This is a genomic window from Cellulosimicrobium sp. G4 BAM 1002, from assembly GCF_057126935.1.
In genome coordinates this window covers 2,935,887-2,951,286 of record NZ_CP182109.1, presented here as the reverse complement: position 1 = coordinate 2,951,286, position 15,400 = coordinate 2,935,887, and the positions used below count along the sequence as shown (strand labels likewise).

Here is a 15,400-nt window from a genome sequence, read left to right as displayed (position 1 = left end):
GCGTCGCCGGCCTCGCCGCGTCCTGGGGGCGTCAGTCCGTGGCCGCCTGGCGACGCAGCGAGACGAGCTCGCCGAGGAGGTCCAGCAGGTCCTCGACGTCGTCGCCCGGGCGCGGGGCGCGGAAGGCGAGGCCGTCGCTCGTGGGTGACCCGCCGCCGTCGGGCGGCGGTGCGTCTCCGGCGGCGGCCTGGCTGAGCAGGCCGCCGTCGAGCGCTGCGTGCGCGTAGAGCCCGTCGCTGAGCAGCACGATGGCGCGCGCGACGACGGGGTCGCCCACCTCGTCGAGGACCGCGCGGGTCCACGCGTCGTGCGCGCCGTCGAGCGCGGCACGGGCGCGCGGGTAGGACCCCTGCGCGAGGCGCGTGACGGCGAGGTAGGCGAGCTCGAACTCGGTGTCGACGAGCGTGGACGTGCGGATGAGGTAGTCCACCGCGCCGGCGGGGGCGGCGCGCATCGTCTCGACGTCGGCTGCGGTGAGCTCGCGCAGGTGCTCGGTGAGGCCGTCGGCGAGCGCGTCCTTGGAGCCGAAGTGGTAGAGCAGACCGCCCTTGGAGACCCCGGCGCGCTCCGCGACCGCGTCGAGCGTGGCGGCGCGTTCGCCCTGCTCGACGAGCAGGGACGCGAACGCGCGCAGGACCTTGGCGCGGGCGGCAGGGGGCGGCGGCATGGTTCCGAGGGTAGTAGGACCGCAGGTCACGGATGATCCCGCTGGGCGACGTCGGGCGAGGAGTTACCGGTGCGCAGCATCACACCGTGCTCGGGATGACGGTGCGGTCGAATCTCGTTACTGTACCGTCTGGACGGTCTGGAAGTTCGGCGCCATCGCGTCGCCCCGCCGTCGGAAACGTGGAAGGACCCTTCGCCGTGACGACCTCCGTGACGACGACCCCGGCCGCGCAGCACGCGCCCGCGACTCGCGGACCGGCGAGCGGCGCCGCGCGCCGCTGGATGGCGCTCGCCGTGCTCATGCTGCCCGTGCTGCTCGTGTCGATCGACAACACCGTGCTGAGCTTCGCGCTGCCGCAGATCTCCGAGTCGCTGCGCCCGAGCGGCACGCAGCTGCTGTGGATCATCGACATCTACCCGCTCGTGCTCGCCGGCCTCCTGGTGCCGATGGGCTCGTTCGCCGACCGCGTCGGACGTCGTCGCCTGCTGCTCGCCGGCGCCGTCGGGTTCGCCGCGATGTCGGTCGTCGCGGCGTACGCGACGACTGCGGAGGCCTTGGTCGCGTCCCGCGCCGGTCTGGGGTTCTTCGGCGCGATGCTCATGCCGTCGACGCTCTCGCTGCTCCGCAACGTCTTCACCGACCGTGAGGAGCGGCGGCTCGCCATCGCGATCTGGGCGGCCGGGTTCGCGGCGGGCTCGGCCCTCGGGCCCATCGTCGGCGGGTTCCTGCTCGAGCACTTCTGGTGGGGGTCGGTGTTCCTCCTGGCCGTGCCGGTGCTCGTCCTGCTCCTCGTACTCGCGCCGTTCTTCGTGCCCGAGTCGCGCGACCCCGCGCCGGGGCGCGTCGACGTGCTCTCGATCATGCTCGTCATGGCGACCATGACCCCGGTCGTCTACGGCATCAAGACCCTCGCCAAGACGGGCGTGAGCACGCTCGTGGTGGGGAGCGTCGTCGTCGGGCTCGCTGCGGGTGCCCTGTTCGTGCGCCGCCAGCTGCGCCGTCCCGACCCCATGATCGACGTGCGCCTGTTCACGCGCGGCGCGTTCAGCGGCGCCGTGCTCGTCAACCTGCTGTCCGTGTTCTCGCTCGTCGGGTTCCTGTTCTTCGTGTCGCAGGACGTGCAGCTCGTGCTCGGCCTCACGCCCATGCAGGCAGGCCTGGCGCTCCTGCCGGGGCTGGTCGTCATGATCGTGGCGGGCCTGGGCGTCGTCCGGGTCGTGCGGCGCGTCCGCCCGGCGCACGTCGTCGCGGTCGCGCTGCTGTTCTCCGCCGCCGGCTACGCGATCGTCGCCACGGGCGCGGGCGAGAGCACGCTGGTCCTGCTGATCGTGGCGTTCGTCGTGCTCTCGCTCGGGGTCGGCGCGGCCGAGACCGTGTCGAACGACCTGATCGTCTCGTCCGTCCCGGCCGAGAAGGCGGGCGCGGCGTCCGCGATCTCCGAGACCGCGTACGAGGTCGGCGCCGTGCTCGGTACCGCGGTCCTCGGGAGCATCCTCACGGCGTCGTACCACGCGAACGTCGTCGTCCCGGCCGGGGTGCCCGCCTCGGACGCCGTCGCGGCGGCCGAGACGCTCGGCGGCGCGACGCAGGTCGCGTCGACCCTGCCCACGGGCCAGGCCCAGGCGCTGCTCGACTCCGCGCACGCGGCGTTCGGCAGCGGCGTGGGCGTGACGTCGCTCATCGGCGTGGTGCTCATGCTCGTCGCGGCCGGGGTGGCGCTGGTCACGCTGCGCGGCGCGAAGTCCTGACGCCGCGGCCTTCCAGCACTCCCGGAGGTGGCCCGGTCCCGCCGTCCCCGACCGTGCGGTTGGCGGCGCCGGGCCTGATCCGGGAGGCTGGGCGGTGATGAGCCGTCCGCACCGCACCCCGCCCCGCTGGGTCCGCTGGACCCTCGGCATCCTCCTCGCGCTCGTCCCGTGCGTCGTCTGGGGCGTGACGACGGCGACCGCCGAGCGCAGCCTCGGGCCGCACGAGGCGCTCTACGAGGTGACGACGAACGGTCTCGTGACCGTCGACCTCGGCCCGCTGGGCACGCTCCAGATCGACTCGCCGCTGCCGATCAACCTCGGTGCCGACGTCACGGTCCAGGAGATCCCGGCCGACCTGACGGCAGTCGGCCAGGCCGACACCCTCGAAGGGCTCTCGCAGGACCTCGAGGACTACCTGCGCTTCTTCGGCGGCCCGCAGGAGACGATCGGCTCCGTCGCCCGGGCGCTCGTCGTCGACGCGCTGCGCCGCACCGGCTTCGCGGTCCTCGTCGCCGCCGCCGCCGGGGGAGGGCTGTACCTCCTGCTCGGCGCCGCTCGGCGGCACGAGCTGGCTGCACGCGTCGCGCCGCGGACCTACGAGATCACGGCGAGCGTGGTCCTCGTGTCGCTCGTCGCCGCGTCGCTCGCGGCGAGCGACCCCGGCGCGACGCGCGGACCCTCCCAGCGCGCGTCGGCCGTCTTCGACGGGACGCCGCTCGAAGGCGCCCGCATCACCGGCCGGCTGGCCGGCGTCGTCGACACGTACGGCGCCCTGCTCATCGACCTGTACCGCGAGAACGAGGACTTCTACGACCGCGCGAACACCAACCTCGTCGCCGCGTGGGACCGGCGCGAACGGATCCAGCGGCTGACCGCGCCGCGGCTGGCCGCCCCGGTGACCGACGAGGACCCCGCGGACGGCGCCACGCCCGACGAGCCGACCGGTGAGGGTGATGCCGGCACGGCGACCGGTGGTCCGGCGTCGGGCACGGACGCCGACGAGCCGACGGCCGACGGGGAGACCGAGGAGACGCCCGCCGCGGAGGAGGACCTCGTCACGCTCCTGATCGTGAGCGACCTGCACTGCAACACCGGCATGACCCCGCTCATCCGCACGGTCGCCGAGCGCTCGGGGGCTTCGATCGTGCTCAACGCGGGCGACACGACGATGAACGGCACGACCGTCGAGTCCTTCTGCGTGGACTCGTTCGCGTCCGCGGTGCCGCAGGGCGCGACCATGGTCGTCGCGGACGGCAACCACGACAGCGTCGAGACGTCAGCGCAGGAGCGCGCGAACGGGCAGACGGTCCTCGACGGGCAGGTGGTCGAGGTCGAGGGCATCCGGATCCTCGGGGACCGCGACCCGCTCGAGACGCGCCTCGGGCTCGGGAGCCAGCCCCCGCGCGAGGAGACTCCCGAGGAGTACGCCACGCGCCTCACCGAGGTCGCCTGCGCCGAGGAGGAGGACGGCGAGGGCATCGACATCCTCATGATCCACACGCCCCGCATGGGCAACGAGGCCCTCGACTCCGGCTGTGTGCCGAACCAGATCTCCGGCCACATGCACACGCGGTCCGGGCCCGAGCGGATGGGCGGAGGCGTGCGGTACGTGAGCGGGAGCACGGCCGGTGCGGTGAAGGACCAGCTGCGGGTCGGCCCGCTCAAGGGGACGGCCGAGATGACCGTCCTGCGGTTCGACCCCGAGCGGCGGCGCATCGTGGACTGGCAGCTCGTGCAGATCGGCGTCGACGAGTCCGCGAAGGTGTGGCCGCGCATCGCGTGGCCGACGCCGTCCGGCGTCGCGACACCCGACGTGACCGACGAGGGTGTCGAAGCACCCGAGGGCGAGGTGCCCGCCGACGAGCCGGCTGACCTCCCCGCCACCGAGGGCTGATACGGGTGCGCGTCGGTCCTCGCGACAGCGTGTGCGACGCGGCAGGATGGGGCGTATGAGCAGGTCCACGCGCTGGATCGTCGTGTCGGTGGTCCTTGCGCTCGTCGTGGTGCTCCTCGCGCCGTTCGTCTACACGGAGGTGCAGGAGGGACGGACCCCGCCCCCGCTCGGCCTGCAGCCACCGGGGGAGGAGACGGCGCCGGCGGCCCCGCCCGAGCCGGGGCCGTTCGACGTGGACGGCGACTGGGTGGTCGGGACCGGGTCGGAGGCGGGATTCCGCGCCGTGCGGACGGACGTCCCGGAGGACGACTCGGTGCTGCTCGGGGTCACCTCGGACGTCGAGGGCACGTTCACGGTACGTGCGGGGGAGCTCGAGGCCGCGAACGTGACCGCCCAGGTGGCGAGCATCCGGACCGGGTCGGCAGCCGCCGACCGGCAGCTCCGGCAGGCGCTCGAGACCGACCTCTACCCGACGGCCCTCTTCTCGCTCACCACACCGCTCGACGTGAGCGAGCTCGAGGCGACGACGCAGCCCGTCGAGCTCGAGGCCGTCGGTGCGCTGACCCTGCGGGACGAGACCCAGCCCGTGACCGTCGCGCTCGAGATCCGGCGGTCGGCGCAGGGCCTGGTCGCGAGCGGTGCCATCGGCGTCACGTTCTCCGACTTCGGCATCGCCGTCCCTCCCGACGCACCCGTCCAGGTGCGCGACGACGGGACCGTCGAGGTGCGGCTCGAGGTCGTCCGGGCGCCGTCGTCCTGAGGCACCGTCCGGGAGCCGTGACCTAGGGTGGTCGGCGTGGACCGCCCGACCGACCTCACCGCCGTCGCCCAGGACTACCTCAAGGTCGTCTGGGCCGCGCAGGAGTGGACCGACGAGCGGGTGACGACCAAGCTCCTCGCCGAGCGCATCGGCGTGGGCGCCTCGACGGTCTCGGAGACCGTGCGCCGCCTCAGCGCCCAGGGCCTCCTCGAGCACGCGCCCTACGGTGCGATCACCCTCACGGAGCGGGGCCGTGCGCTCGCGCTCGCCATGGTGCGGCGCCACCGTCTCCTCGAGACGTACCTCGTCTCCGAGCTCGGGTACGGCTGGGACGAGGTGCACGACGAGGCCGAGGTGCTCGAGCACGCCGTGTCCGACCTGCTCATCGAGCGCATCGACGCACGGCTGGGGCACCCGACGCGCGACCCGCACGGGGACCCGATCCCCGGGCCCGACGGCGTCGTCGTCCGCCCGGGGGCCGTCCCGCTCGCGGAGCTCGTCGTGGGGGACCGGGGGACGGTCGCGCGGATCTCCGACGCGGACCCCGACGTCCTGCGCTATCTCGCCGAGATCGGCGTCGGGCTCGACACGGGCGTCGAGGTGCGGGAGCGCCGGGAGTACGCCGGCATCCTGTCGGTCGTCTGGACGCCGCCCGCGCCGGGCGCGATCGGCGGCGCGACCGGGGCAGCCGACGACGCACGTCCCGCGACCTCTCCGTCGCAGCTCGGGCTGCGTGCCGCCGAGCACGTGTGGGTCGTGCGCGCCGAGGTCGGCGCCTAGACTGGCGGCTCCATCCCGATTCTCGTCGTCGACGGCGCCGACACTCCTCGAATCGATTCGACCCATCGTTCCGAGGACTGCTCGACGACCGACCGACGCCCCGAGGACACCATGACCGACCGCTCCACGCCCCCGACCGACGGTACGCCCGCCCCTGCCTCGGACGCTCCCTCCGCCGGGAGCCGCGCCCTCCGGATGCGCAGCCCTTCCGGGGCGCTCCTCGCCCTCGCGATGGGCGGGTTCACGATCGGCACCACCGAGTTCGCGACGATGGGGCTCCTGTCCGACATCGCGACCGACCTCGACGTGTCCATCCCCACGGCCGGGCACGCGATCACGGCGTACGCGGTCGGCGTCGTGGTGGGAGCGCCGCTCCTCACCGTCGCGGCCGCGCGCGTGCCGCGCAAGACGCTCCTCGTCGCGCTCATGGCGTTCTACACCCTGGGCAACCTCTTCTCCGCGACCGCCGGGAGCATCGAGACGCTCGTGGCCGGCCGGTTCCTCGCGGGGCTGCCGCACGGCGCGTTCTTCGGGGTCGGCGCAGCGGTCGGGGCGGCCGTCGCCGGGCCGGGGCGCCGAGGCCGCGCCGTGGCGACGATGATGACCGGCCTGACGGTCGCGAACGTCGTCGGGGTCCCGCTGTCCACCTTCGCGGGGCAGCAGCTCGGGTGGCGGGCGGCGTTCGTCGTGGTCGGTGTCCTCGGGCTCGTGACGCTCGCCGCGCTGTGGTGGCTCATCCCCGCCGGGGCCGGGAACGAGTCGTCGAGCGTGCGGCGCGAGCTCGGCGCGCTGCGCAACGGTCCGCTGTGGGTCGGCTTCGTGGGGGCGGCGATCGGGTTCGGCGGCATGTTCGCCGTCTACTCGTACGTCGAGCCGACGATCACCCAGGTCACGGGCCTGGCGGCGGCCGCGGTGCCTCTCGTGCTCGCGATCTTCGGCGTGGGGATGACCGCCGGCACCGTCCTCGGCGGCAGGCTCGCCGACCGCTCCGTGATGCGCACCGTCTACCTCGGGTTCGCGACGACCGGCCTCGCGCTCGTGCTCTTCGCCCTCACCGGCCAGCACCCCGTGCCCGCCGTCCTGTCGCTCTTCCTGCTCGGCGTGACGTCGCAGGTGCTCGGGCTCTCCCTGCAGACCCGGCTCATGGACCTCTCGCCCTCCGCACCGTCGCTCGGCGCCGCGCTGTGCCACTCGGCACTCAACGTCGGCAACGCCAACGGCGCGTTCCTCGGCGGTCTCGTCATCGCGGCAGGCTGGGGCTACCTCGCGCCCGCGTGGACGGGCGTCGTCCTCACCGTCCTCGGCCTGGGGATCATCCTCGTCGTCGGGCGCCGCCCCGCCGGCGTCGTCGTCGCCACCCTGTCGGACGACGCCCCCGCACCTGTCGCGGACCGACTGACCTCGGCGAGCTGATCCTCGGTCCTCGGGCTGGGCCGGGCGGCTCTGCGGTCGGGTCCGCGTGCGGGGCGGCGTAGGTGTTTGGGCTGGGTCGGGCAGCTCGTGGTCGGGTCCGCGTGCGGGGCGGCGTCGCTGCTCGGGCTGTCCGCGCCGTCACCCTGGCCTGTCGGGCGTGGGTCTTGGGAGCGCGGCCTTGACGCCCTTCGCATCCGACGCCGCCCCACCCGCTCAGCCATCACCTCACCCGGGCGGACGCCCGGCCGCGACCCTGCCGAGGTAGAACCGTGGTCGCGCGAAGTAGAACCGTGGTCGGCCAAGGTAGAATTGCTGTCCGACGACGGCCGGACCGGCCGCGCACGGGTGCGCGGCGACCGTACCGGGGCCTCGGTTCGCGCCTGGACTCGTTGTGACCATGCGGTCCCGGCGGGTCGAGCATGCGGTTGTCGCCCGTCAGGCGCTCAGGACGAGCCGCAACGACATGCTCGGCGCGACACCGCGGGTCGTGCCCGGGTGAGCACAGACCAGGGTGGGACGACGCCGGGAGGGGTGGGTGGGGGCGCCGCGTCGTGGTCGGGCCTGGCGGGGGCGCCGCGAGGAACGAGCGGCGCGGATGGTAGACGCGGCGCCCCCACCCACCCCGACACCCAGGGCGACCCGCGCCGTCCGACAAGGAACCACGGTTCTACCTCGCGTGACCACGGTTCTACCTCGGCAGACCACGGTTCTACCTCGCGTGACCACGGTTCTACCTCGGCAGACCGCGGTTCTACTTCGCGCGACCAGCGTTCTACCTCGGCGGTCTCTCAGCGGTGTCCCAGCGTCGCGCGGTAGGTTGTGCCGTGCGCGCACCGCCGTGCGCGCGCGTGACGTCCGGCGCGAGCCGGTGACCCCACGAGGAGCGTCCCCGTGAGCAAGAGCGCCACCGCCGGTGCGAGCCTCTCCGCTGCGCCCGACGACGACCACGAGCTGCTGCAGCCGGACGGTCCGCGCCCGATCAGCTCTCGCACGATGGGCTGGCTGCTCGTGGTCCTCGGCGCGATCGGTCTCGCCGGGTCGGCGGCGCTGGCGATCGAGAAGTTCCTCAAGCTCGCGGACCCGAACCACGTGGCGTCGTGCAGCGTCAACGCCCTGCTCGACTGCGGCGACGCTATGGACTCCTGGCAGGGGGCGCTCCTCGGGTTCCCCAACCCGTTGCTCGGTGTGGCGGCGTTCCCGGTGGTCATCACGACCGGCGTCGTCGTGCTCGTCGGTGCTCGGCTGCCCCGCTGGTACTGGCTCGCGCTGCTGGGCGGGACGACGCTCGGGATGGGGCTGATCCTCTTCCTCATCTGGACGACGATGTACGCCATCTCGGCGATGTGCCCCTACTGCATGGTCGTGTGGTTCGCCATGATCCCGCTGTTCTGGTACCAGGTGGTCCACGCGGTGCAGGAGGGCTACCTGCCGGCCGGCGACGGCGTGCGCCGCACCCTCGTGGGCAACCGGCACCTGTTCCTCGCGATCGGCTACGTCGCGCTCGTCGCGTGGATCCTGCTCGTCAAGGGCCCGATCATCGTCTCGCTCTTCTGACGCGACGCCCGTGGGCGACTCGCGCCAGACGACATGGGTCAGCCCCAGGCGGGCTGGTCGGGCGCCGCGTCCTGCGGGTAGGGGTGCCCGGCGCCCTGCGGGGGAGCCGGTGTTGCCTGCGCCTGGTGCGCGGACTGCGCCGTCGCGCCGGGCTGACCGGCGGGGATCGGACTCACGACGACGGCCGTGCCGTACGCGCACACCTCGGAGAACGACTGCGCGATCTCGCCCGTGTCGAACCGCATGCCGACGACCGCGTTTGCGCCGCGCCGCTGCGCCTCCTGCACCATGCGGTGCATGACCTCCTGGCGCGACTCGTACACGAGCTGCGTGTACTCCTTCACCTCGCCGCCGCCGATCGCGCGGAAGCCCGCGACAAAGTTGGCGCCGATGTTGGCGCTGCGCACGGTCATGCCCATCACCTCGCCGAGGACGGCGTCGATGCGGTACCCGGGAACCTCGTTGGTCGTCACCACGATCACGACGCACATCCTGCCACGGCGGCTCGGCGCACGGACCGCCGCCGGGCGTCCGCTCGGGCCGCCGTCGGACGCCGCAGGGCTCGGTAGAATCGGGCCCGTGACCACCCCTGACACCACCGCGATCTCGCACGCCCAGGACGCCGCCGCGAGCGGCGGCCCCGCCCACCGCTACACGCCGGCGCTCGCGGAGAAGATCGAGCTCAAGTGGCAGGAGCTCTGGGAGCAGCGCGGCACGTTCTGGGCCGCGAACCCCACGGGCGACCTCACCGACGGCGACGGCCGGGGCCCCGGTGACGCGAGCCCGTACTTCATCATGGACATGTTCCCGTACCCGTCGGGTGCGGGCCTGCACGTCGGGCACCCGCTCGGGTACATCGCGACCGACGTCGTCGGGCGCTTCCGCCGCATGTGCGGCGACAACGTGCTGCACGCGCTCGGCTACGACGCGTTCGGCCTGCCGGCCGAGCAGTACGCGGTGCAGACGGGCCAGCACCCCCGCACGACCACCGAGGCCAACATCGTCACGATGCGCCGCCAGCTGCGCCGCCTCGGGCTGGCGCACGACTCGCGCCGCACGTTCGCCACGATCGACCCCGAGTACGTGCGCTGGACGCAGTGGATCTTCCTGCAGATCTTCGACTCCTGGTACGACGCCGACGCGCCGCGGCCCGACGGCGGTCGCGGCCGTGCGCGTCGCATCGCCGAGCTCGAGGCGGAGCTGGCGTCCGGCGCGCGTCCCGTGCCGGAGGGCGTGGACGGTGTCGTGGCCGGTGCCGACTGGGCGACGCTCACGCCGGAGCAGCGGCGCGCCGTCGTCGACTCCCAGCGCCTGGCGTACGTCGACGAGTCGCCCGTGAACTGGGCACCCGGCCTGGGCACGGTCCTCGCGAACGAGGAGGTCACCGCCGACGGGCGGTCCGAGCGCGGGAACTTCCCCGTCTTCCAGCGCAGCCTGCGGCAGTGGAAGATGCGCATCACCGCCTACGCGGACCGCCTCGCGGACGACCTCGACCTCATCGACTGGCCTGAGAAGGTCACGGCGATGCAGCGGAACTGGATCGGTCGCAGCCACGGCGCGCTCGTGCGGTTCGCGGTCCTCGGAGCGCCCGACGGCGCGAACGACGTCGCGGCCGAGGGCGGCGGCGAGATCGAGGTCTTCACCACGCGTCCCGACACGCTGTTCGGCGCGACGTTCATGGTCGTCTCGCCCGAGCACCCGCTGCTCGACGAGGTGCCGGCGCACTGGCCGGACGGGACGTCGTCGGCGTGGACCGGCGGGCACCGCTCGCCCGTCGAGGCGGTCGCGGCGTACCGCCGCGAGGCCGCTGCGAAGACCGCCGTCGAGCGCCAGGCCGACGCGGGCAAGAAGACTGGCGTCTTCACCGGGCACCTCGCGGTGAACCCTGCCAACGGGCAGGCGATCCCGGTCTTCACCGCCGACTACGTCCTCATGGGTTACGGCACGGGCGCGATCATGGCCGTCCCCGGAGGGGACGAGCGGGATTTCGGGTTCGCCGAGGCGTTCGGGCTCCCGGTGGTGCGGACGGTCGAGCCGGCGGACGGTCTGCCCGACGACTTCGAGGGTGCCTACACGGGCGACGGGGTGGTCGTCGGGTCGTCGAACGAGGAGATCTCGCTCGACGGTCTCGACGTGCCCGAGGCGAAGCGTCGCATCACGGAGTGGCTCGTCGCGAAGGGCGTCGGTGAGGGCACGACGACGTACCGCCTGCGCGACTGGCTCTTCAGCCGCCAGCGCTACTGGGGCGAGCCGTTCCCGATCCTGTGGGACGAGAACGACCAGCCCGTCGCGATCCCCGACGCGCTGCTGCCCGTCGACCTGCCGGACGTGCCGGACTACGCGCCGCGCACGTTCGACCCGGACGACGCGAACTCGTCGCCCGAGGCGCCGCTCGGCCGCAACGACGACTGGGTCAACGTCACGCTCGACCTCGGCGACGGTCCGAAGCAGTACCGCCGCGACACGAACACCATGCCGAACTGGGCCGGGTCGTGCTGGTACTACCTGCGCTACCTGGACCCGCAGTGGGACGGCGGCGGGTCCGACGTCGTCGCGGACCCGGAGCTCGAGCGCTACTGGCTGGGCCCGGAGCACAACGCGACGGCCGGCCGCGCCGGGGGAGTGGACCTCTACGTCGGCGGCGTCGAGCACGCCGTCCTGCACCTGCTCTACGCGCGCTTCTGGCACAAGGTCCTCTTCGACCTGGGCCACGTGTCGAGCGTCGAGCCGTTTCACAAGCTCTTCAACCAGGGCTACGTCCAGGCGTACGCGTTCACCGACGCGCGCGGTCAGCACGTGCCCGCGGCCGAGGTCACCGAGGAGCCCGCCGCGGACGGCTCGGGCGAGGTCGTGTACCGCTGGAACGGCGAGGTCGTGCAGCGCGAGTACGGCAAGATGGGCAAGTCGCTCAAGAACGTCGTGACGCCGGACGACATGTACGCCGAGTACGGCGCCGACACCTTCCGCGTCTACGAGATGTCGATGGGTCCGCTCGACCTGTCGCGTCCGTGGGAGACGCGCGCCGTCGTCGGGTCGCAGCGGTTCCTGCAGCGGCTGTGGCGCAACGTCGTCTCGGAGGAGACGGGCGAGGTCACGGTCGTCGACGAGCCCGCCGACGCCGCAACGCTGCGCGCCGTGCACCGTGCGATCGCCGACGTGCGCGTCGAGATGGAGCACATGCGCCCCAACACGGCGATCGCGAAGCTCATCACGCTGAACAACCACCTCACGTCGCTCGACCGGGTACCGCGCGAGGCCGTGGAGCCGCTCGTGCTCATGACGGCGCCCGTCGCGCCGCACATCGCGGAGGAGCTGTGGCAGCGCCTCGGCCACGAGACCTCGCTCGCGCACGAGCCGTTCCCGACGGCCGACGAGCGGTTCCTCGTCGAGGACACCGTGACCTGCGTCGTCCAGGTCAAGGGCAAGGTGCGCGCCCGCCTCGAGGTGCCGCCGTCGATCTCGGAGGCAGACCTGACGGCCGCCGCGCTCGCCGAGCCGAACGTCGTGCGCGCCATCGACGGTGCCGAGGTCCGCAAGGTCGTCGTCCGCGCCCCGAAGCTGGTGAACATCGTCGTCTGACGCCCCTCCCGCGCGTGGTTGTGGGCATGAAGGGGCCCGGTTCTCGGCTGAGAACCGGGCCCCCTTCATGCCCCACAACGACTCGGTTCAGCGGCGGCGCGTGCCGAAGATGGTGCGGGTGAGCTCGCGGCCGAGCTGGGTCCCGGCCGAGCGGAGGAACGAGTCCAGCGGGCTCGACGAGCGCGACCGGCTCGACCCCGAGCCAGTCCCCGATCCGGACCTCGACCCCGATCCGGACCTCGACCCCGTGCCGGTCCTCGCCGCGTCGCGCTCGAGCTTCGCGCGCATCCTCTCGAGCTCGGCCTGCTCCTTCTTCGCCGCGCGCTCGGCCTCCTTGGCGGCCTCCTTCGCCGCCTTCTCCTGCGCCGCCGCCTCAGACTCGGCGGCCTCGGCGGCAGCGCGCGCGGCGGCCTGTTCCTGGACCCGCACCTGGAGCAGCTCGAACGCCGACTCGGAGTCGACGGCCGTCCCGTAGCGCGCGAACCCTGGCGACGCCGCGACGACGTCCTCGAGCACGGACGCGGGCGCGGGCTCCATCGACGACTGCGGCGCCCGCACCCGGGTCCACGCGACCGGCGTCGGCGCACCCTTCTCGGTGAGCACCGTGACGACGGCCTCGCCCGTCCCGAGCGACTGCAGCAGCCGTTCCAGGTCGTACGGCGACGTCGGGTACGTGCGGACGGCCGCGCGCAGCGCCGCGGCGTCGTCGGGGGTGAAGGCGCGCAGCGCGTGCTGGACGCGGTTGCCCAGCTGGGCGAGGACGTCGGCCGGCACGTCCTTGGGGCTCTGCGTCACGAAGAACACCCCGACACCCTTCGAGCGCACGAGCCGCACCGTCTGCACGACCTGCTGCAGGAACTCCTTCGACGCACCCGTGAACAGCAGGTGCGCCTCGTCGAAGAAGAACACGAGCCGGGGCTTCTCGACGTCCCCGACCTCGGGCAGCTCCTGGAACAGGTCCGCGAGCAGCCACATGAGGAACGTCGAGAACAGCGCCGGGCGGTCCTGGACCGCGGGCAGCTCGAGCGCGGAGATCACGCCGCGGCCGTCCGCCGCGGTGCGCAGCAGCTCCGACGTCGCGAACGCCGGCTCGCCGAAGAACACGTCCGCGCCCTGCGACTGGAGGGCGACGATCTCGCGCAGGATGACGCCCGCGGTCGCGCTCGACACCCCGCCGATGCCCTTGAGCTCGGCCTTGCCCTCGTCCGAGGTGAGGTACGCGATCGTGGACTGCAGGTCCTTGAGGTCGAGCAGCGCGAGCCCCTGCGCGTCGGCCCAGTGGAAGATCAGCCCGAGGCTCGACTCCTGCGTCTCGTTGAGGCCCAGCACCTTCGACAGCAGCAGCGGGCCGAAGTCGGTGACGGTGGTGCGGATCGGCACGCCCGCGCCCAGACCGCCGAGCGAGTAGAACTCGACCGGGAAGGTCGTGGGGACCCAGTCCTGCCCGATCGACGCCGTGCGCTCGAGGATCTTCTCGTTCGACGCGCCCGGGACGGCGAGCCCCGACAGGTCGCCCTTGACGTCGGCGAGGAACACCGGCACGCCAGCCTGGGACAGCCCCTCCGCCATGCCCTGCAGCGTCTTCGTCTTGCCTGTCCCGGTGGCTCCCGCGACGAGCCCGTGGCGGTTGAGCATCCCGAGGGCGAACCCCACCTGGACGTCCGCCCGCGGCGTCGGGTCGCCGCCCGGCTCGCCCTCGAGCAGCGCACCGAGCGCGAGCGTCCCGCCCTCGTACGCGTAGCCGGTGGCCACCTCGGCGGCATAGCCCTCCGGCCCGTCCGGTGCGTCCACCGGGCCCGACGGCGCAGCGGCCTCGGCGCTGCCGCCCGCCACCTCAGTGCTTGCGGCGGCCGCCTCGGCGGCCTCGAGGGCTGCCTGTGCGGCGGCTGCCTTGGCCTCGGCCGCCTCGGCGGCCTCGAGGGCTGCCTGTGCGGCGGCTGCCTTGGCCTCGGCCGCCTCGGCGGCGGCCTGTGCCGCGGCGGCACGGAGGGCGGCGAGGTCGGGCGGGGGCGGGGCGGCGTCGTCGGCCATGCTCGGATCGTAGGGGCGCCCACGACGTGGCGCAGCCGGACGGAAGATGCGTGCCGGGCTACCACCGCCGTAAGGTGGCGCGGCCATGACCGACCACCACGTCCACGTCGTCACCGACTCGACGGCGTCCCTCCCGCCGGGTGCGCAGCCGCGCCTGCACGTCGTGCCGCTGCACGTCGTCGTCGACGACCAGTCCTTCCTCGAGGGCGTGGGGCTCACGGCCGAGGACGTCGCGGAGCACCTCCAGGCAGGTCGACGGCTGACCACGTCGCAGCCGACGCCCCGCGCATTCAGCGAGGTGTACGCGGCGGCGGCCGCCGCCGGGGCGCGGGAGATCGTGTCGGTCCACCTCTCGGGCGAGCTCTCCGGGACCGTGCACGCCGCGGCGCTCGCAGCCTCCGACGCGCCCGTGCCGGTGCGGGTCGTGGACTCGCGCACCGTCGCCATGGGGCTGGGCTTCGCCGCCCTTGCGGCCGCCCGCGCGGCCTCGGACGGTGCCGAGGTCGGTGTGGTCGCGCGGCGCGCGCTCGAGGTCGCGGACGCGAGCCGTGCCGTGTTCCTCGTCGACTCCCTCGACCACCTCCGTCGTGGCGGGAGGCTCAGCGCCGCGTCCGCGGCGCTCGGCACGGTGCTCGGGGTCCGTCCGTTGCTCGCCGTGCGCGACGGCCGGATCGAGGTCGTCCAGAAGGTCCGGACCAAGGCGGCGGCCCTCGAACGGTTGACCGCGGTCGCCGCGGAGTCGGCGGGCCGCCGCGGGCGGCCCGCGCTCGCGGTCCACCATGTCGGGGACGACGACGGCGCACGTCGCCTCGCGGACGAGCTCGCCACCCGGACCGGCCTGGAGGCGGTCGTGACGCCGGTGAGCGCCGTGCTCGGGGCGCACGTCGGCCCGGGAGTCCTCGCCGTGATGGTCGCGGACCTCGCCGACCGCGGCTCCGGCGTGGGTGAGCCGCCGCCGGGCTGAGCGCCGACGC

11 protein-coding genes are annotated in these 15,400 nt (G+C 73.5%); 8 read left to right on the top strand and 3 right to left on the bottom strand.

The genetic code is table 11. The features are described 5' to 3' along the window. Positions 1-31 precede the first annotated feature (31 nt). Positions 32-667 carry a TetR/AcrR family transcriptional regulator gene (locus ACMXGY_RS13380; RefSeq protein ID WP_483773482.1) on the bottom strand — a complete coding sequence of 212 codons (636 nt, stop codon included), beginning with the start codon at positions 665-667 and terminating at the stop codon, positions 32-34. Between the two features lie 281 nt (positions 668-948). On the opposite strand from ACMXGY_RS13380, the gene ACMXGY_RS13375 reads away from it, so the two are divergent. The 6 genes from ACMXGY_RS13375 (at position 949) to ACMXGY_RS13350 (ending at position 8,816) form a co-directional block, all read left to right on the top strand. Continuing rightward, positions 949-2,415, top strand: coding sequence for an MFS transporter (locus tag ACMXGY_RS13375; protein WP_483776863.1), 1,467 nt, complete (start codon positions 949-951; stop codon positions 2,413-2,415). Between the two features lie 97 nt (positions 2,416-2,512). Continuing rightward, on the top strand, positions 2,513-4,309 hold the full coding sequence (locus tag ACMXGY_RS13370; protein WP_483773481.1) for a metallophosphoesterase family protein: 1,797 nt from the start codon (positions 2,513-2,515) through the stop codon (positions 4,307-4,309). A gap of 55 nt (positions 4,310-4,364) precedes the next feature. Then, positions 4,365-5,069, top strand: a complete 705-nt coding sequence (locus ACMXGY_RS13365) for a YceI family protein (protein WP_483773480.1) — start codon at positions 4,365-4,367, stop codon at positions 5,067-5,069. 36 nt (positions 5,070-5,105) lie between these two features. Beyond that, the gene (locus ACMXGY_RS13360) at positions 5,106-5,849 is read left to right on the top strand and encodes a metal-dependent transcriptional regulator (protein ID WP_483773479.1); all 744 of its coding nucleotides are present in this window, start codon (positions 5,106-5,108) and stop codon (positions 5,847-5,849) included. 111 nt (positions 5,850-5,960) lie between these two features. Next, complete coding sequence (locus ACMXGY_RS13355) at positions 5,961-7,262, top strand: MFS transporter (protein WP_483773478.1); 1,302 nt, start codon at positions 5,961-5,963, stop codon at positions 7,260-7,262. An 891-nt stretch (positions 7,263-8,153) separates the two neighbouring features. Then, positions 8,154-8,816, top strand: coding sequence for a vitamin K epoxide reductase family protein (locus ACMXGY_RS13350; RefSeq protein WP_483773477.1), 663 nt, complete (start codon positions 8,154-8,156; stop codon positions 8,814-8,816). 38 nt (positions 8,817-8,854) lie between these two features. Here the strand turns inward: ACMXGY_RS13350 and ACMXGY_RS13345 are convergent, their stop codons facing one another. Then, the gene (locus ACMXGY_RS13345; protein ID WP_483773476.1) at positions 8,855-9,298 is read right to left on the bottom strand and encodes a YbjQ family protein; all 444 of its coding nucleotides are present in this window, start codon (positions 9,296-9,298) and stop codon (positions 8,855-8,857) included. A 97-nt stretch (positions 9,299-9,395) separates the two neighbouring features. Here ACMXGY_RS13345 and leuS point away from each other — a divergent pair, with 97 nt between their 5' ends. Beyond that, positions 9,396-12,395 carry a leucine--tRNA ligase gene (gene leuS, locus ACMXGY_RS13340; RefSeq protein ID WP_483773475.1) on the top strand — a complete coding sequence of 1,000 codons (3,000 nt, stop codon included), beginning with the start codon at positions 9,396-9,398 and terminating at the stop codon, positions 12,393-12,395. Positions 12,396-12,482: 87 nt separating this feature from the next. Here the strand turns inward: leuS and ACMXGY_RS13335 are convergent, their stop codons facing one another. After that, positions 12,483-14,426 (bottom strand): helicase HerA-like domain-containing protein, encoded by a 1,944-nt coding sequence (locus tag ACMXGY_RS13335; RefSeq protein WP_483773474.1) that lies wholly within the window; start codon positions 14,424-14,426, stop codon positions 12,483-12,485. An 85-nt stretch (positions 14,427-14,511) separates the two neighbouring features. On the opposite strand from ACMXGY_RS13335, the gene ACMXGY_RS13330 reads away from it, so the two are divergent. Further along, positions 14,512-15,390: a DegV family protein gene (locus ACMXGY_RS13330; protein WP_483773473.1), complete on the top strand. Its 879-nt coding sequence runs from the start codon at positions 14,512-14,514 to the stop codon at positions 15,388-15,390. Positions 15,391-15,400: the final 10 nt, after the last annotated feature.